An 18578-nucleotide genomic window follows, 5' to 3' on the forward strand; every position below is an offset into this window, starting at 1 on the left:
TGACCGCGCTGGACCGCTGGGATCGCCCCAGAGATGGTAATTCAGGCCGATTTTTCCGACGTGATAGCTGCTAGAAAGGCTGCTTGTGCTGGGGGGATGATCGCAAATGGCGGACCCTGCATGGTCGGGGGTGTCGCCAGACGTGTCCCATCAAAGCTCATGTAATCGTACTCGAATTTCAAGGACCAAGCAGGCGTGAGCGCTTGCTCAATGCCGGCTCCGACGGTCCAACCGAAACGGCCGTAATCGAATTGCGTGACGTGCCGCGGAAAGCCGGCAAAGCTTTCATCCCAGAATTCGTCGTTGTTGGCGATCTCGCCGCGATTGTTTTGCCAGGCCACCCCTGCCTTGACGTAGCCCAGCGTGCGGCCCTGCGGGCCAAACGCGTAGCCGACACGAGCGGTCCCTGAGACAAAGACGTTTGGACCTGCCTTGCAGGTAGCAATCACGACATTGCCTGAGAAGGCAAGGCAGCTGTTCGTGCCATCGGAGACAGCATGGCTCGCGTCTAACTCGGCGCCGAACACCCAGCCATTCGTCTGCCAATTGTAGCCGATCTGTCCTCCGGCCAGAAACACAGGCGTGTTGTTGACTATGTCGCCATAAATTGATGGACCGTAGGGGTCACTGAAGGAAGTGCGGCCATGGCCGCCGCCGCCGTGCACGCCGATATATCCTCCAGTCCAGCTCCACAGAGCCACTTTCATGGCCGGATGGAGATCCGCTGAATGGGCGGCGCCAGATGCGACGAGTGCAAATGCTGCTGCGCCCCAAAAAAGAACTCCAGATCCCATATCACCTCTCAACAAACGACGATCTTCAACGCAGCTCGAGGCGTGCGTTGTGTTATCGCTTCTACGCCGCGTGTGGTGTGCAGGATCCGGGCCAGCGCGCGCTATGCACATTGCCGGGTTTTTTGGTCGCGATGTCATCTTTCCGACAAGACCCGTTGTGATCGAAACAAGCCGTGCGTCTTTGGTGAAACACAACGCATGCTGTACGCGGCACCGCCGATCGACCGTTCCAGCCAACGCTCTTGCAAAAGGCGGTGATTGCTTCAATCTTCTTGCACCCGCGCGGTGAAATAGCAGTCCAAGAAAGTTCAGCTGAGATAGATCAAATCGCAGCTGAATTGCTGGACATATAAACACCGATCGCAAACGCTATCTGGGCCGCGTGATCACAGCAGCAGGCTATGTCAGCTGGGAGGAGTTCATGGCCGACCAGGGGCGACTGGCAGATAACGTCTGCCGCTATGAGGCGGGACACTCTGGCGTTCCGCGCAAGGGGCAGCCCTGTTACAACGAATTGCGATCTGCGGCCGTTGCGGACGGCGCATGAGCATGCGCTACACGGGTCCGAATGGCGATTATCCGGTCTATTGCTGCCGTTCAGATCGGGATCAGCAAGGCAGTGCACTTTGCCAGGAAGTCCGGACCTTTGGCGGTTGACCCGCTGGTTGAGCCGGTGGTCCTCGATGCCCTGGTGCCGGATCAGATTGAGATCGCACTCGCGGCGGCGGGCCAACTGGAGCAGAAGAGCCGTCAGCTCGGGCGCCAGGCGCTTCGGGTGGAGCGCGCCCGCTATGAGGCCGAGCGCGCTCGGCGTCAGTATGACGCCGTAGAGCCCGAGAACCGTCTTGTGGCGCGCTCGCTTGAGCGGGTTTGGGAAGAGAAGCTGCGTGTCGTCGAGACGGTCGAGTAGCAGGATCGGTCATCCCCTCCGGAAGCGGCCAACTTGACCCAGCAGAGCGGGCGCGGCTCAGATAGCCGTACACGGCGCCGTTGCTGACGCCGACGCTCCGTGCGAAGGCCCGCTCCGGTGCGCCTTGAACATGCTTCAACTGAAGGACTTCCTTGATCCGGCGCATCGACAATCTCTCGGGTAGGCATTGGGCTTCCTCGTTAACGACGAGGTCATCCCTAAGCCGTAGAGTTGTCGGCCGAAGCGGCGCAAGCCAGATTGGGCTCTGCTGGGCGTTGATGGAGCGGCAGAGCTTCCCGCAGTCCGATGGAAGCAAATCAATCTTGATAAGCTGCGTGCCGCAGATCGCGAAAAGCTTGTGGCTCAGTTGATCGCAGTTCTTAAGTGACTGCATTGTGGTGCATCCGGATCGTAAGCTGATGGGCATGCCGTAGGGCTGTGGAGTAGGCTCGGTCGCCATAGGATACGCGCTGCAGACCCGCAACAAGCAGCAAGCCGGCCAGGAGTTGTTCAGCACGCAGAACCGGCCTTCGGCCGAGGGCTTGGCTGGGTTGCCGAAGGATTATAGCGGTCTGCCCCGTCAAGCGCCGCCGCTCGGCCCGCCGCTGCCTGGCGATCTCGGCAAGCCGATCCTTAACGCAGGCGCTGCGCCAAACACCATGGCAGCGACGTCAGACCCGGAGACGCAGCGCAAGGGCCAGGAAATCGAGGCGGCGCGGGTCAGCCGCCTCTTCGCCCAAACTGCTCAGCAACCGCAGAGCGTCGGCCAGCTCATCCCAAATGCTCCCGCCGGGACCGCTACGGCGCCGGCGGCGACACCACCCGTCGATGCCGGATCTGGCCAGAACATGCAGGAGCGCAAGATGGCCTTTCTCACTGCTGCAACGGACAAGCGCACGGTCAGTCCGGACCGGCTCGAGGCCAAGGCCTCCCCTTACGTCGTGCAGGCCGGCACCGTAATCCCGGCCGCGCTCATCACGGGCATTCGTTCCGACCTGCCTGGCCAAGTCACTGCTCAGATCACGGAGGCGGTCTGGGACAGCCCTTCCGGAAAATATCTTCTAATCCCCCAGGGTGCGAAGCTGATCGGCCAATACGACAGCTCCGTCGCGTTCGGCCAGAGCCGAATCCTACTGGTCTGGACTCGCATCATCATGCCGGACGGCAACTCGATCGTGCTGGAGCGCCAGCCTGGTGCCGACACTGGTGGTTATGCCGGGCTCGAGGATGAGGTCGACAATCACTGGGGCATGCTGTTCAAGGCCGCCGTCCTCTCCACCCTGCTCAGCGTCGGAGCGGAGGCGGGCACGAGCCGGAATGAAAACAACCTCGTTCAAGCGATCCGCAGCGGCGCATCCAACAGTATCAGCCAGACCGGCCAGCAGATCGTGCAACGCCAGCTCAACATCCAGCCGACGCTGACCATTCGGCCAGGTTTCCCGGTCCGCGTGATGGTCACGCGCGACCTGGTGCTGGCGCCCTACGGCAAGCGAGGAAAACTGTGACGAAGCTCAAGCTCAGGCCGCTCGAGAACGATAAGCCGGTTAAGCTCACCGTCGAGCTTCCGGCGGCGGTTTTCAGAGATCTCAAAAGCTATGCCGAGATTCTGACGCGGAACGGTGGCCCGACTCCAATCGAGCCCGCCAAACTGATCGCGCCGATGATCGAGCGCTTCATGTCAACCGACCGTGCCTTTGCTAAAGCCCGACGAAATGCGGCTCAGCCCGCACCTGGATCAGCCGAGAGATCCGGATAGCGCTCGCGAAGCAGGTCGAGAAGCGGGCGGAGCGATGGATTGCTGTTGTCCTGCCGCCAGTAGGCGCGAAAGCTCACCCGCGTGGGCCCCTCTGCATCTTGTACCTCTCGGAACGTTACACCCGCGTAGCTCATGCCAGTCGCACTTTCCAGGATGAGCAAAATTCCCCAGCCCGCGCCGACCAAGGTGAAAAGCCGGTCGAGCCCCACATCGTGGCGAAGTACCGGGCATGAATCAGCAGCTCCCATCTTGCTGATGAGCAGCTTGTGCAATTCCGGTCCCGGGCCGCGCTGTGACACCAAAAGCGGTTCGCGCCTCAGTTCGCCCCAGTGAACCACGTCATGGCGTGCCAGCGGATGGTTCGTGGGGAGAGCGGCGACGATACGTTCGCTCCAGAGCAACAATGACCTGTCACTCCACCGTGGATTGGGCTCGGCCACGAAGGCGACATCAATGGCGGAACTGGCGAGGTTCAAGGTTAGATGGTCGCTCAATCCATCGACCAGCTGCGTTTCGACATCGGGGAAGCGGTGCCGGTGCTCGAGGAGGGTGGCTCGTAGATTCCCGGCTGAGAGAGAGGTTTGGATGCCGATGGTCAATTCACCGCTCTCGCCACGCGAGCGGGTCTTGAGGCGAGCCGCTAGAGCTTCCGTATCACCCACGATGCGCCGGGCGGCATCGAGGAATTCCTGGCCTTCGATGGTAGGTCGTGTGCCACCGTTCGTGCGCTCGAAGAGCGTACTGCCCAACGTGTGTTCGAGACTTCGCAGGCAGCGACTGAGCGTTGACTGCTTGATCCTGAGCGTCTCTGCCGCTTGGCGGAGGCTTCGGTGCTGGGACGCAGCGATTGCCCAGCGTAGATCTCGAAATTCCACGGGCACGATTGAAACTCTATGGCGAGCGCAGTGATAGGGTAGGGATGATCTCCTCTTCGGAGGCACCCGCCGCCTGCGCTCGGAATGACCTGCTGCGATGACAGCTTTCAAATGCTTTCGCAGTTCGCTTGACGACTTTCAGCTGGTGGCTCCCAACATAGCGTCTACCCATGCTCAGCTTCGCCGCTTCACTTGCGCGCAGTAAAGGACTCCGGATGCAGACCAATGAGCGGGCACGACCATCCTGATGCAATCCTTCGCAAGATGGGGATCTCACTCGCAAGCTATTATGCCGAGACGTACCGGCCTTTAGATCAACACCTTACGAAACTGCAATTCTGCTTATTCGCCTTGCTGCGGCTGTAATGACCGCTGTAGCTTCTTCAATATCAATGTCTTTGGAAAAATATGGAGAAAACGAAAGGCTAATCGCAGTGCGCGGCCCGGCCGCTGGCTGTTCGATCAATGCACCAACCGAAATGATGCCCTCGATATTCTCGTTCTGAACTACTGCAAAGCCACGCTCCCTTGTCAGGTGTATTTCATTAAGAAGGAGGTGGGGGTCTGTAATCGTCTTCTTGGTGATCGGGCGCAGGGGGCCCGGTCCCAGAATTTCCAGGACCTTTTCATCGGGAAACGAGGAGAGAATGCACCTTCCGATTGCGGTGGAATGCAGGGAAAGTACGTCTCCAGCTTCGGCGCGGACGGAAACGGGAGCGTCGCCGGCCAGGCACATCAGGTATATTGCTTGCCGCCCTTGCAGCGTGGCCATATAGGAATCCACACGCAGCTTTCTTGTGACTTCCTCGAGTTCTTTGCGCGCTTCGACCAATAGATTGTCCCGGCGCATCAGCGATGCACCGAAGATCAGTGTCTGATAGCCAATGGTGTAGCGCTTCGTATCAGGGTCACGCTGTAGATAGTGGCGCTCCGCTAATGTGTTGACCAGTCTCTGAACGATGGCAGGGCTGAGTTCTAGAAGGCGAGCCAGTTCTCGCGTTCCGATTGGTCTTTCAGCGTGGTTTACAGCTTCCAGAATCTCCAGGCCACGTTCGAGAGATTGGCTCTTAGACATACGGTTGTCGCCCGTGCCCGATGATGTCCGATCTGGTTCAATGATCATGTTTCAATGGGGCCGGCAGAGTTCCCGAGACGACTCAGTTAGCAGCTCACAGCCTGTATCGGTCACAATCACGGTGTCTTCAACCATCATCCCACCCCAGCCGATTTCATAATAGGGGGTTTCGACGCAGAGCACCATACCAGGTTCTAGGACCGTCTCATTACTTGGTCCGATCAACGGGAATTCATGCGACCGCAATCCGATCCCGTGACCGCAGTGGTTACGCTGATAATTGGGCAAGGCCCCAGATCTCACTTCCTCCATTGCCGCCTCGAAGATGGCACCGGCAGTGATGCCGGGACGCACCAACCCTAGTTCGATTTGCTCGCCACTCAAAAGTGCACTGTAGCGATCTCTGGCAAGGGGACCAGGATCGCCGACTGCATAGGTCCGCGCCATATCAGAGTAGTAACCGTTAACAGTCGCGCCGATATCCAGCCGGACAAGGTCACCGTCCTGCATGATCCGGCTTCGGGCGTACGCGTCGACACGAGAGGAGCGTTCCCCTGAGGTCACGACCACGAAACGGCATATGCCACCACCAGCGGCGATTACACGAGTGATCTCCGCGGCAACTTCCAATTCGTTGACGCCGGGACGTATCAGATCCGCTACTCCCTCGATAGCATTGTCGGTAAGACGGGAGACATAGCGCAGCAGGTCCAATTCGCCGGGGAGCTTGACAGCGCGAGCGCGCCGAAACGCCTCGGTTGCGGGTAGCAGGCGATCTTGCGGGACGACGCTCTCAACCGCCGCGCGTAGTTCCGGCCGATGAAGATCGCAACCGACATTCTTAGCATTGCGCGTCATCGTCGCTATCGCCGCTGACACAGCCTCTGCGGGACTCTTCGTGGCCGCGGGCATTCCCTCATAGGACGGCATGTCACCAGAGCTGAACACGAAGAACGTTCCGTAACGCCAGATCGATCGAGGGTCGTTCAGGACTTCCAAAGCAGCTGCACCATCACTTGCGCCAGTAATCAGTGCGATATTTTCCCGCGTCACAACTAAGGCCTGCGGGTAAGCGCCACTGTCCTGAAGAATGGAGCGGTACCCCGACAGGTAGCCGATATGGACGGGATCATCCGTCACCAGCAAGTCCAGATCTGTATTGATGGCAAAAAAAGCGATCCCGGCATTGCGCACCGAGTTTCGCTTGGTCAGCGGCAGTTACGAACATACTGACGTGTTCCTATAAATGGATGCGTGAACCGATAATTGGAGCGTAGCTTCTTAGTTGTCAATGACGCCAGCGTAGATTTGCTCCAAAAGTAGAGCATTCCTGCAGGAATTTCATGCTTGACATTCATATCGCGTTCCGTCTTTAATTATATCGTTCCTGTTAAAGGAACATAGGGAGGAGAGGGTCATGGACAAGCGAAGCTTGCTGGTGGCAGGCGTTGTTGCATTGCTGGTCGGTATGCAGGCGGCAGCTGTTGCGGAAGACAAGCCGCGAGACATCGCGATCGGTGTCGTAACAAACGCGCCGCCGATGTCGATTTTGGAGGACGGTGAGTATACCGGGCTCAGCAACGACATTCTTCGTCGCGTGGCTGAGACGGAAAATCTCAAGCTCAATTATCAACCGATGAAGTTTCCAGCCCTTATTCCGGCCTTGCAGGCTGGTCAGATTGAAATGGCCGTCAGCGGAATTTTCGTTACGGAAGAGCGGAAGAAGGTGGTCGACTTCTCCGATCCCTATTACACGCAAGGCGCGGTTCTCGTCGCGCCAGAGGACAGTAAGATCACCGATGTTGCCGGCCTGAAAGGAAAGACGATCGCGGCAGAACAGGGTTCTGCAGCCCTCGGCGTAGCCAATAAACATGCCGCAGAATGGGGTGTCACTGTTCGCGTACTTCAAGACCCCTCGAAGATACTGCTCGCCATGAAAACCGGAGACGTTGATGCCATGATATACGATTCAGGGCTCGTGGCCTACCAGCTCCGCTCACGAGGCAACAAGGCGAAGATCAAGGTTGTTGGCGACGTTATTGATCCGACCGGCATCGCCTTCGCTTTCCCGAAAGGAAGCAATCTCACCGCCGTCATCAATGCTGGCATCGCGAAGATGAAGGACAATGCCGAACTGGCCAAGATCAAACAGAAATATCAGCTTGATTAAACGGACAGGCGCACGCACATGTCTGATCAGTCTTGGACGGCATATCTTCCTTCACTTCTGCATGGCACGGCTCTCACCCTCATCGTGACGTTCGTCTCAATGATCGGCGGCACTGTGATCGGCTTCATCCTGGCGATGATGAAGATTTCGTCCTCCCGAATGCTGCAAGCATGTGCGGCCATTTATGGCACGCTCGTGCGGGGCCTGCCTCTTCTTGTGCAGGTCCTGCTCGTTTACTTCGCCCTCCCGGCCTTGACGGGCGTTCGCATGCCCGCCGTCGTTGCAGGCACGATTGCGATCATCCTCTTCACAGGCGCGTTCATGGCCGAAATCATCCGTTCGGGCGTTCAGTCGGTGGACCGCGGACAAATGGAGGCGGGCCGTTCCATCGGCTTCGGTCATTGGGAGGCAATGCGGCTCATCGTTTGGCCGCAAGCGTTCTGGGTAATGCTGCCCAACGTCGCCAACCAGTTCAGCATTACGCTGAAGGACACATCCCTGCTATCGGTCATCGGCATCGTGGAGCTCACCATGGCTGGAGAGACCATTTATTCCCAAAACTACGACACAATTCGTGTACTCGCGATGGTCGGCACGATCTACCTGATCATCTATCTCATCGCGGAACGTTTTGCGGCATGGCTTGAGCTGAGGATCCCCCGATGATCTCGGCGCGCGATGTTCACAAATCGTTTGGTTCGCTTGAGGTTCTGAAGGGAATCGATCTCACCTGTGAATACAGGGGAGGTCGTATGCCTGCTAGGTTCATCAGGATCTGGCAAGTCGACTTTGTTGCGCTGCCTCAATGGACTTGAGAAGGCAAACAGCGGCGAGATTTTGATCGGAGATACGCCCCTGATGGCGCCAGACACCGACATTAACAAGCTGCGGCAACGCATCGGGATGGTGTTCCAGCACTTCAATTTGTTTAATCACCTATCCGCGCTGGACAATATCTCACTTGGGCCGATCCGCCTGAAGCGCATCAACAAAACAGAGGCTGAAATACAGGCTCGGAGCCTCATGGCTCTTGTGGGACTTGCTGATCGCGCTGACGCAATGCCCCGCATGCTGTCCGGCGGCCAGAAGCAGCGCGTGGCCATTGCGCGGGCGCTTGCCATGAAGCCACAAGCTATGTTGTTCGACGAGCCCACCTCCGCGCTGGATCCGGAAATGGTCCGCGAAGTTCTGGACGTTATCCGCAAGTTGGCTCGCGATGGCATGACGATGGTGATCGCCACTCATGAAATGGGTTTTGCACGCGAGATTGCCGATCGAGTCGCCTTTATGCACGCCGGAATGATTCATGAAATTGGTCCGCCCGACCAGATCTTCGGAGCTCCCCGCGAAAAGCGGACGCAAGAATTCCTCTCAAAAATCCTATGAGCCCGCAAGATGCGCAAGAACACCCATTTAGATGAGACGCTTTGCGTCATTCCGCCGGAAACACCGCTTGAAGGCTTCGCAAGCCTTGCCGTTCCCGTCTATCGCGGATCGACAGTTGTATTTCCGGACGCAGCCTCTTATCGCAGCCGGGCTGCTCGTGCGCCAGATGGTTACACCTATGGCCTCTCCGGGACGCCGACCACGCGGACTCTGGAACGGCAGCTGTCCGCCGTTCACAATGCCGAGCGGGCAATCATTGTGCCGTCTGGTCAGGCTGCAATTTCTGCCGCCATGTTAAGTGTGGTCAAAAACGGCGATCATCTGCTTGTAACGGATAACGTCTATCCGCCCGCAAAGCACTTCACGCGCAAGATCCTCGGCGATCTAGGTGTAGAGACAGAGTTCTTCGATCCTACTCAGCTCACAGACCTCGAGGCGCGACTTCGGCCCGGACGCACGCGGCTCGTATGGATCGAGTCACCCGGATCGACTACCATGGAGATCTGCGACATCCCTGCCATTTCCCGCTTGTGCAAGGCAAAGGGCGCGCTCCTTGGATGTGACAACACCTGGGCGACCGGACTTCTGTGTAAGCCGCTGGACCTGGGCGTTGATATAGTTGCAGAAGCATTGACGAAATATGTTGGTGGCCATTCCGACATTTTGCTAGGCGTGGTTATTTTTCGTAATATGGACCTCTACCAGCGGACACGACTCACATTGAGTTCACTCGGTGTTGGCGTTTCGCCCGACGAATGTTCTCTCGCGCTGCGCGGCATGCAGACGATGAGCCTCCGATTGCGGCACGTTGGCGAACTCTCAGAGGAATTCGCTCACCGATTGACTCAGAGTTGGAGTTACCCGGTGCTTCACCCTTGCCTTCCTCGTTTCCCCAATCACAGCATCTGGCAACGTGATTTCAAGGGTAGTTCCGGTGTTTTTAGTCTCCAAGTGGACGGCGTTTCTTCAGAGACCGTCGATCGCGCTTTGGATGGTCTGAAGACATTCGCCATCGGAGCGTCCTGGGGCGGGACGCGGAGCCTTGTAGCCCCAATGGTCATCGCTAATGATCGCGATGTTATGCCTTCAAGCGCCTCAACAACCTATCTGCGGATTAGCATCGGCTTGGAAAACATTGATCACCTGTGGGCAGATCTTGAGGGGCTGCTGAACACCTTGCAAAGGCAATAACGCCACACACAACCACCCTAAGGGTCGCTCGCAAAGGGCATTTCGAAGCTCGGTGTTGACTCCGTAGAAGAAAGCCGCGCACGGGAAAGGATGCGTGTTGTTGGAACGGCAGGGTGAGCTTGGCATCGCATGCGCTTGTCCGCGCGCCGATGCGCCCGAGCATCGACCTTCGACAATGCAAGGGAAGGCAGATGTGACCGTAGTATCGCTGGAGCCGCGCTGCGCAGGTCGACACCAAGGATCTGCTGATCGACTTGAGGCAAAACAGGCCTGCCTGAATCCGCTCATTCTGACTCTGGAAAGATGACTCACTAGGAAGGCCTCCCGCGGTGTCCAAGGAAACGCGAATTCCAAGAACGCCGTCGTTCGGCAATCAGGATCTAAGATGAGTCACATTTCATTGGCGTCCCTTGAACGCGTCACAATTCCAGTACTGCAGCTCTGGAAAGAGGAAGGGCGTCATATCGTAATGACGAGCGCGTATGACGCCGTTACGGCCCGTATCGCCGATCCTGTGGTGGATGTCATGCTTGTCGGCGATAGCGTCGGCAACGTCTGCCTGGCGTTGAGAATACGTTGCCTGTCAGTGTGGCGATGATGAACCATCACCTCGAGGCCGTTACGCGTACAAAGCCACCTGCCTTGCTCGTGGCGCTCGCAAAGGAATCCCCATGACTGTCCGCGCCGGCCGAGAGTTCCTGGCTATTCCCGGTCCCACTACTATACCCGACGAGGTGCTGCGAGCCATGCACCGCCCCGCACTGGATATCTATTCGGGGCAAATGGTCGAATTGACCGACGGCCTATTACGAGATCTGTCAAAGCTATTCGCGACCAAAGGCCAGTCTTACATCTATATAGCCAACGGCCATGGCGCCTGGGAAGCGGTGCTCTCAAATGTGCTGTCGCGCGGCGACAAGGTGTTGGTTTTGGAGAGCGGCAGCTTTGCGATGAACTGGGGGAAGGCGGCGCGCGCCATGGGCGCCGAGGTCGAGGTGCTCAAAGGTGATTGGTGCCGCGCGGTGCGCGCCGGCGACGTCGAGGCTCGTTTGAGCGCCGATAAGAGCCACACCATCAAGGCCGTACTTGTCGTACAGGTAGATACTGCTTCCGGCGTGGTCAATGACGTCGAGGCAATCGCTAAGGCGATCCGCGCGGCTGGGCATCCCGCTCTCTTTATGGTCGATACCGTCGCTTCCCTCGGCTGCATGCCGTTCGAAATGGACAAATGGGGTATCGATGTCGCGATGTCCGGCTCGCAGAAGGGCCTAATGACTCCACCAGGGCTCAGCTTCGTCGCCGTCAACGATCGCGCACGGGCGGTGCATAAGGTCGCGAACATGCGTACGCCCTATTGGGATTGGACAGAACGCGATGGCATCGAGCATTACCGCCGCTATGCCGGCACTGCGCCGGTGCACCTGTTGTTCGCCCTGCGGCAGGCCATCGACATGCTGTTCGAGGAAGGCTTAGAGAACGCGTTCCGACGCCATCAACTGCTCGCCGAAGCAGTGCGGCGTGCGGTGACGGTGTGGAGCGCGGAGCACGTGCTTGGTTTCAACATTAGCGAGCCGCCCGAGCGCTCCAACGTAGTTACGACCGTGCTAATGGGCAGTGGCCATGACCCTGTCAGGCTACAGCACTACTGCAACGACAAATGCGGCCTTGTGCTCGGCATCGGCATCGGCAACCTGCAGGGCCGGGCCTTCCGCATCGCCCATATGGGCCATGTCAACGCGCCGATGATCTTGGGCACGCTCGGCACTATCGAAGTCGGCCTCACTGCGCTGCAAGTTCCGTACGGCAAAGGCGGGACGGAGGCGGCGATCGCCTATCTTGGCGAGGCCGTGAGCGGTTGAGGCACTCGTTTGAACAGCATCCGATCATCCTAAAATGGGCGCGGCGGACACATTGTTCTTCGCTCTAGAAACCCCACCATGGAGCGTGCGTGGATACCGACAAAATCGATATGACGATCCTTGCCGAACTTAGTACCAACGCGCGGATCAGTCAGACCGAACTCTCAAGTCGAATGGGACTATCCAGCACCGCGATCGCGCGCCGGCAGCGCGCGCTCGAAGACGACGGATACATCACGGGCTATCAAGCGACACTTGATCTGAACCGGTTACCGATCGGCCGCTCCCGGCGCCTGATCTCTTGCGTTTTGACGTGGGCTGCTCGTACTACGGCGACCAGTCGGATATCGCTCGCACTGCCATCATTGGTGAAGCCAACGAACTGCAGGCACAGCTCTTCGAAGCCCTGCTTGCCGGGCTTGAGCGCGAATGCGAGCTAGCGCGCGATGGTGCTCGCGCTTTAATGAGACCGGTTCGGACCGGCACGACTTAACCGGCGGGGAGCCTGAGACTGATGGCGTTGATGGAAGTTGGACTGGACGACAAGTATCTGTTGGACGCGAAACGAATCTTCCTCTCGGGTACGCAGGCGCTGGTCCGGTTGCCGATGCTGCAGCGCGAACGTGATCGCGCGCAGGGGCTCAACACCGCGGGCTTCATCTCCGGCTATCGCGGCTCGCCGCTCGGCATGTACGATCACGCGCTGTGGCGCGCGAAATCTTTCCTCAAGCAGCACGACATCGAATTCGCGCCGGGCCTCAACGAGGATCTGGCGGCGACTGCCGTTTGGGGCAGCCAGCAGGTCGGGATGTTTCCGGGCGCCAAGGTCGATGGCGTGTTCGGCATCTGGTATGGCAAGGGGCCCGGCGTCGATCGCTCGATGGATGCGCTCAAGCATGCCAACTCAGCCGGCACCTCGCCGAACGGCGGCGTGATTGCGCTGGCCGGTGACGATCATGGTTGCCAGTCCTCGACGCTGGCGCATCAGAGCGAACAGGTATTTGCGGCGGCGCTGATGCCGGTGGTCAATCCGGCAACGCTGCAGGATTATCTCGACCTCGGTATGCTCGGCTTTGCGCTGTCGCGCTATTCCGGCTGCTGGGTCGGCTTCAAGGCGATTTCCGAGACCGTGGAAAGTTCGGCCTCTATCGTCAGCGATCCCGATCGCATCAAGATCATCATGCCCGACGATTTCGAGATGCCGCCCGGCGGGCTGTCGATACGCTGGCCCAATCCGCCGCTCGAGGCCGAGCGCAGGCTGCACGGGCCCAAGATGGAGGCCGTCGCGGCCTTCGCCCGCGCCAACCGGTTCGACCGCATCGTGCTGGATTCGAAGCCGGCGCGGCTTGGCATCATGGCGACCGGAAAGGCCTACCTCGATCTGCGCCAGGCGCTTGCCGATCTCGGCATCACAGATGGCGATGCGCAGGCGCTCGGACTGCGCATCTACAAGGTGGCGCTGACCTGGCCGCTCGAAGCGCGCGGCGCGCGCAACTTCGCCGAAGGGCTGCAGGACGTACTTGTCGTCGAGGAGAAGCGCGGCTTCGTCGAGGATCAACTCGTCCGCATTCTCTACAACGTGGACGTATCCAGGCGTCCCTCCGTTGTCGGCAAGCGTGACGAGAGCGGCGCGCCGTTGCTGCCGAGCGAGGGCGAGCTGACGCCGACTATGGTCGCCGCGGCGGTCGTCGCGCGACTGCGCAAGCTCGGGCATCGTAGTCCGCTGCTGGAGCAGCGCCTCGCAAAGCTCCAGGCGTTCGATCGTCCGGCCGAAGGCAGGGGAACCGCGAAGCTACAGCGCACGCCGTATTTCTGCTCGGGCTGTCCGCACAACTCGTCGACCAAGATCCCCGAGGGCAGCCGCGCCATGGCCGGCATCGGCTGTCACGGCATGGCGCTGTCGGTGCCAAACCGCAACACCCAGACCATGTCGCATATGGGCGCGGAGGGCGTGAGCTGGATCGGGCAGGCGCCGTTCACCAGCGAACAGCATGTGTTCCAGAATCTCGGCGACGGCACCTACACGCATTCTGGCCTTTTGGCATTGCGGGCCGCCGCTGCGGCCGGGGTCAACATCACCTACAAGATCCTCTACAACGACGCGGTGGCGATGACCGGCGGGCAGCCGGCCGAGGGCGGATTTACGGTGTCCCAGATCGCGCATCAGGTGGCGGCCGAAGGCACGAAACGGCTAGCGATCGTCTCCGACGATCCGGACAAATATCCGGCAAATTATTTCCCGTCCGGCGCCACCATCCACCATCGCCGCGAGCTCGACGTCGTGCAGCGCATCTTGCGCGAGATCGAGGGCCTCACCGTCCTGATCTACGACCAGACCTGCGCCGCCGAGAAGCGCCGCCGCCGCAAGCGCGGGCTGTTTCCCGATCCGGCGAAGCGCGTCTTCATCAATGAGCGCGTCTGCGAAGGCTGCGGCGACTGCTCGGTGGAGTCGAACTGCGTCTCCGTGCAGCCGCTGGAGACCGAGCTCGGCCGCAAGCGCCGCATCGATCAATCGAACTGCAACAAGGATTTCTCCTGCATAGACGGCTTTTGTCCGAGCTTCGTGATGGTGCAGGATCCCAAGCTGCGGAAGGCCGAACGGACCGCCTCCGATCCCGAGGCGCTGTTCGCCGGCCTGCCGACGCCGCCTGCGGCCGCGCTAACTGACCCCTACAATATTCTCATCACCGGCATCGGTGGCACCGGCGTCATCACCATCGGCGCGCTGCTTGGCATGGCCGCGCATGTCGAGGGGCTCGCCTGCTCGACGCTCGACTTCACCGGCCTGTCGCAGAAGAACGGCGCAGTGATGAGCCACGTCCGGCTCGCCCCCGCGTCCGACATGCTGACCACGGTCCGCATCGCGCCGGGCAATGCCAATCTGATCCTCGGCTGCGACCTCGTTGTCGCGACCAGCGCGCCGGCGCTGAGCCGCGCCGAGCGCGGCGTCACCCGCGCCGTCGTCAACGCCGATCTGCTGCCGACGGCGAGCTTCGTGATCGATCCCGATATCGATTTCGAGGCCAGCTCGATGCGCGATGCGCTCAAGGGCGCGGTGACGCCGGCCGATCTCGACATCCTCGATGCTACCGGTCTCGCCACCGCGCTGATGGGCGACAGCATCGCCACGAACGCCTTCATGCTCGGCTTCGCGTTCCAGCGCGGTGCGATCCCGCTCTCGCACGAAGCGATCTTGAAGGCGATCGAGCTCAACGGCGCCGCCATCCAGATGAACAAGACTGCATTCTCCTGGGGCCGGCTCGCCGCGCACGACCTGCAACGCGTGGTCAGCGCCGCAGGTTTCAAGAGCGCCGGCGCTGCGCCGGCGCAGAAGACGCTCGATGAGGCGATCGCGCTGCGCGCCAAAATCCTCACCGATTATCAGGACGAGGCTTACGCCAAGCGTTATCTCGAGGACGTCGCGTGTGTCCGTGCTGCCGAAACTGCGTCAGCACCGGGCTCGCAGGAGCTGACGGAGGCGTTTGCCAAGGGCCTGTTCAAGCTGATGGCCTACAAGGACGAATACGAGGTCGCGCGGCTCTATTCCGACGGTGAGTTTAGCAAGGCGCTGAAGGAACAGTTCGAGGGCAATTCCGGCTTGAAGGTTTTGCTGGCCCCCCCACTGCTGGCGCAGCGCGATCCCCTTACAGGACGTTTGCAGAAGCGCGAATTCGGCCCGTGGATCTTCAAGGCGTTCGGCCTGCTGGCGGGGCTGAAGGGCCTGCGCGGCACCGCGTTCGACATCTTCGGCTATACTGCGGAGCGCAAGATGGAGCGCGCATTGCCGGTCGAGTATTCGGCGATGATCCGGCGTCACCTTGACGGCAAGGAGCCACTAGACCTGCCGCGGCTGGTGGCACTGGCGAAAGCCGCCGACCTCGTGCGCGGCTATGGTCACATCAAAGAAGGCAACGTCGCCCGCTACCGCGCCGAATGTGCGCGGCTAGGGCGCGCGATTGGCCAGCAGCTGGCGCAGGCCGCCGAATAGGCGGGAGCGGGCGGCGGCAACTTTCCACGGCCCGCGGGTAAGCTGGAAGCGTGGCGCCGAGGCCCTTCAGATTGTTTGGCGCAGTCTTCGGAGCACCGTTAGATGAGTTATCTTCGGCAAGAGTGCTCACAAAGGACGACAATTCGGACCACACAAGAAATATCGATGAGCGGGTCGCGTTAAGATCAAGGGCTACCGCGGCAAACCATCCTTGAACAAAGCTTCTGCACGTCTCGCAATTCAGGCGCGCCCGGAGCCGGAAAAAGGCCATCGGCGTGAAAAACATCTTCACAATTGTGAAAAAATTTGAAATAATCTCACGACCCGAGTGGGAACTCGGATGTAACCGAGCTGGCTGCGTCTGGCTTACTCTTCGCGTTTGGATGGACGCGCCCTGCTCAATCGAAGAGCAGCTTACGTCCGAACGAAATGCCAGGCAGCGGCAGCGATTTTATGTTTCACCCAGGAGCCCAGCGTGAGCGAAGTGGTCAAGCTTGAGCATCATGACGAAGTCGGGATCGTCACGGTCGACAGCCCTCCGGTCAATGCGTTGAGCGCCGCGGTTCGCGGCGGCATTCTGGAGTGCATCAAGGCCGCGGTCGCCGATCCCGCGATCAAGGGCATCGTGCTGACCTGCGCCGGCCGCACCTTCATTGCGGGGGCCGACATCACCGAATTCGGCAAGCCGCCGAAGCAGCCTGCTCTCAACGACGTGCTTTCCGAGATCGAGAACTCGCCGAAGCCGGTCGTGGCCGCGATCCACGGCACCGCCCTCGGCGGCGGGCTCGAGGTCGCGCTCGCCTGCCATTTCCGCGTTGCGGTGAAGGAAGCCAAGCTCGGCCTGCCCGAGGTGAAGCTCGGCCTGCTGCCGGGCGCCGGCGGCACCCAGCGTCTGCCGCGCGCGGTCGGGCCGGAGCTTGCGGTCAAGATGATCGTCGGTGGCGATCCGATCGGCGCGGCTGAGGCACTGAAGAACGGCCTGATCGAGGAGATCATCGAGGGGCCGGCGTCGGGCGGCGAAGCCTTCGTGCGAAAGCTGCTGGCCGAGAGGCGTCCGCTGCGCCGCCTGCGTGACGACGATTCAAAGATTGCGGCGGCAAAGGCCGACCGCTCGATCTTCACCAATGCGGTCGCCGCCATGACCAAGAAGTCGCGGGGCCTGGAAGCGCCGTTCGCGGCGGCCGACGCCGTCGGCTACGCCATCGACCTGCCGTTCGACGAAGGTCTGAAGAAGGAGCGCGAGGGCTTCCTGAAGCTCGTCGCCAGCGACCAGTCCAAGGCGCAGCGTTATGCCTTCTTCGCCGAGCGCGAGGCCAGCAAGATCGCCGGCGTTCCCGAAGGCACCAAGCCGCGGCCCGTGAACCGTGTCGCCATCCTCGGCGCCGGCACCATGGGCGGCGGCATCGCGATGTCCTTTGCCAATGCCGGCGTTCCCGTCACCCTGATCGAGACCGGCGAGGAGCAGCTCAAGCGCGGCATGGGCATCATGCAGAAGAACTGGGAAGCGACCGCGGCGCGCGGCGGAATCCCGGCGGATGCGCCCGCCAAGCGCATGGCGCTGATCAACGGCGTCGTCGGCATCGAGAACGTCGGCGATGCCGACCTCGTCATCGAAGCCGTGTTCGAGACCATGGCGGTGAAGAAGGAAGTGTTCGGCAAGCTCGACCAGTACGTGAAGCCGGGCGCCGTGCTCGCCTCCAACACCTCGTACCTGAAGATCGACGAGATCGCGAAATCGACCAAGCGTCCGCAGGACGTGCTCGGCATGCACTTCTTCTCGCCCGCCAACGTCATGAAGCTGTGCGAGATCGTGCGCGCCGACAAGACCGCGCCGGATGCCCTTGTGACGGCGGTCTCGATCGCGCGCAAGATCGCAAAGGTGCCGGCCGTGGTCGGCGTCTGCGACGGCTTTGTCGGCAACCGCATGCTGGCCCAGCGCGGCAAGCAGTCCGAGAAACTGCTGTTCGAAGGCGCGCTTCCGCAGCAGGTCGATGCCGTCGTGACGAAGTTCGGCATGCCGATGGGGCCGTTCGCGATGGGCGACCTCGCCGGCCTCGACATCGGCTGGCGCTCGCGCAAGGACCGCGGCATCAAGTCGGAGATCGCAGACGCGCTCTGCGAAGCCGGCCGCTTCGGCCAGAAGACCGGCAAGGGCTATTACAAATACGAAGCCGGCTCGCGTTCGGCGCTGCCGGATCCGGAGGTCGAGAAGCTGATCGACGAGACGCTGCTCCGTTTGGGCCGCAAGAAGCGCGTCGTCAGCGACGAGGAGATCCTCGAACGCATGATGTATCCGATGATCAACGAGGGCGCGAAGATTTTGGGAGAGGGCATCGCGGCGCGCCCGTCCGATATCGACGTGGTCTGGCTCTACGGCTATGGCTGGCCGATCTACCGCGGCGGCCCGATGTTCTGGGCCGACAGCGTTGGCCTCAAGCACATCGCCGATCGTCTCTCTTTCTATGCCAAGGAGACCAACGATCCGAGCCTCGAGCCCGCGCCGCTACTGAAGAAGCTCGCGGCCGAAGGCAAGACCTTCGCCTCGCTCGCGGCCGAATCGAAAGCGGCGTGATG

General features: G+C 60.4%; 13 protein-coding genes and 4 pseudogenes. 12 read left to right on the forward strand and 5 right to left on the reverse strand.

The annotated features are described in order from the left end of the window. Positions 1–41 precede the first annotated feature (41 nt). Complete coding sequence (locus IVB23_RS27415; protein WP_247800678.1) at positions 42–707, reverse strand: outer membrane beta-barrel protein; 666 nt, start codon at positions 705–707, stop codon at positions 42–44. A 655-nt stretch (positions 708–1362) separates the two neighbouring features. On the opposite strand from IVB23_RS27415, the gene IVB23_RS27425 reads away from it, so the two are divergent. Continuing rightward, a complete protein-coding gene (locus tag IVB23_RS27425) occupies positions 1363–1704 on the forward strand; it encodes a hypothetical protein (protein WP_247805034.1) in 342 nt (113 codons plus the stop codon). Between the two features lie 4 nt (positions 1705–1708). Here IVB23_RS27425 and IVB23_RS27430 read toward each other — a convergent pair. After that, a pseudogene (locus tag IVB23_RS27430) lies at positions 1709–1870 on the reverse strand (IS21 family transposase); the annotation flags it as partial. A 289-nt stretch (positions 1871–2159) separates the two neighbouring features. On the opposite strand from IVB23_RS27430, the pseudogene IVB23_RS27440 reads away from it, so the two are divergent. Together IVB23_RS27440 and IVB23_RS27445 are read left to right on the forward strand one after the other, a co-directional pair. Further along, a pseudogene (locus tag IVB23_RS27440) lies at positions 2160–3209 on the forward strand (TrbI/VirB10 family protein); the annotation flags it as partial. Then, complete coding sequence (locus tag IVB23_RS27445) at positions 3206–3460, forward strand: DUF2274 domain-containing protein (protein ID WP_247800679.1); 255 nt, start codon at positions 3206–3208, stop codon at positions 3458–3460. The pseudogene IVB23_RS27440 and the gene IVB23_RS27445, both read left to right, overlap by 4 nt. Here the strand turns inward: IVB23_RS27445 and IVB23_RS27450 are convergent. The 3 genes from IVB23_RS27450 to IVB23_RS27460 form a co-directional block, all read right to left on the reverse strand. Beyond that, positions 3424–4401 carry a LysR family transcriptional regulator gene (locus IVB23_RS27450; RefSeq protein ID WP_346659155.1) on the reverse strand — a complete coding sequence of 326 codons (978 nt, stop codon included), beginning with the start codon at positions 4399–4401 and terminating at the stop codon, positions 3424–3426. The two genes, IVB23_RS27445 and IVB23_RS27450, sit on opposite strands and share 37 nt — an antisense overlap. A gap of 256 nt (positions 4402–4657) precedes the next feature. Beyond that, entirely contained in the window at positions 4658–5458 is an 801-nt protein-coding gene (locus tag IVB23_RS27455; protein WP_247800681.1) for an IclR family transcriptional regulator, read from the reverse strand. Between the two features lie 3 nt (positions 5459–5461). Further along, positions 5462–6604, reverse strand: coding sequence for a Xaa-Pro peptidase family protein (locus IVB23_RS27460; protein WP_247800682.1), 1143 nt, complete (start codon positions 6602–6604; stop codon positions 5462–5464). Between the two features lie 223 nt (positions 6605–6827). Between IVB23_RS27460 and IVB23_RS27465 the strand changes: the two genes are divergently transcribed. The 9 genes and pseudogenes from IVB23_RS27465 to IVB23_RS27505 all read left to right on the forward strand — a co-directional run bounded on the left by IVB23_RS27465 (position 6828) and on the right by IVB23_RS27505 (position 18576). Next, positions 6828–7580 carry a transporter substrate-binding domain-containing protein gene (locus IVB23_RS27465; RefSeq protein WP_247800683.1) on the forward strand — a complete coding sequence of 251 codons (753 nt, stop codon included), beginning with the start codon at positions 6828–6830 and terminating at the stop codon, positions 7578–7580. An 18-nt stretch (positions 7581–7598) separates the two neighbouring features. Further along, positions 7599–8246, forward strand: a complete 648-nt coding sequence (locus IVB23_RS27470; protein WP_247800684.1) for an amino acid ABC transporter permease — start codon at positions 7599–7601, stop codon at positions 8244–8246. Next, a pseudogene (locus IVB23_RS27475) lies at positions 8243–8966 on the forward strand (amino acid ABC transporter ATP-binding protein). Before IVB23_RS27470 ends, IVB23_RS27475 begins: the two are co-directional and overlap by 4 nt. Before the next feature lie 9 nt (positions 8967–8975). After that, entirely contained in the window at positions 8976–10157 is a 1182-nt protein-coding gene (locus IVB23_RS27480) for a PLP-dependent aspartate aminotransferase family protein (protein ID WP_247800685.1), read from the forward strand. Positions 10158–10542: 385 nt separating this feature from the next. Further along, positions 10543–10811 (forward strand): annotated as a pseudogene (locus tag IVB23_RS27485) (3-methyl-2-oxobutanoate hydroxymethyltransferase); the annotation flags it as partial. A gap of 17 nt (positions 10812–10828) precedes the next feature. Next, positions 10829–12016 carry an aminotransferase class V-fold PLP-dependent enzyme gene (locus tag IVB23_RS27490; RefSeq protein ID WP_247800686.1) on the forward strand — a complete coding sequence of 396 codons (1188 nt, stop codon included), beginning with the start codon at positions 10829–10831 and terminating at the stop codon, positions 12014–12016. 110 nt (positions 12017–12126) lie between these two features. Beyond that, positions 12127–12456 carry a winged helix-turn-helix transcriptional regulator gene (locus IVB23_RS27495; RefSeq protein ID WP_247804973.1) on the forward strand — a complete coding sequence of 110 codons (330 nt, stop codon included), beginning with the start codon at positions 12127–12129 and terminating at the stop codon, positions 12454–12456. A gap of 74 nt (positions 12457–12530) precedes the next feature. After that, a complete protein-coding gene (locus tag IVB23_RS27500; RefSeq protein ID WP_247800687.1) occupies positions 12531–16004 on the forward strand; it encodes an indolepyruvate ferredoxin oxidoreductase family protein in 3474 nt (1157 codons plus the stop codon). 475 nt (positions 16005–16479) lie between these two features. Then, a complete protein-coding gene (locus IVB23_RS27505; RefSeq protein ID WP_247800688.1) occupies positions 16480–18576 on the forward strand; it encodes a 3-hydroxyacyl-CoA dehydrogenase NAD-binding domain-containing protein in 2097 nt (698 codons plus the stop codon). Positions 18577–18578: the final 2 nt, after the last annotated feature.

Origin of the sequence: Bradyrhizobium sp. 191, from assembly GCF_023100985.1 — a bacterium.
GTDB lineage: Bacteria > Pseudomonadota > Alphaproteobacteria > Rhizobiales > Xanthobacteraceae > Bradyrhizobium > Bradyrhizobium diversitatis.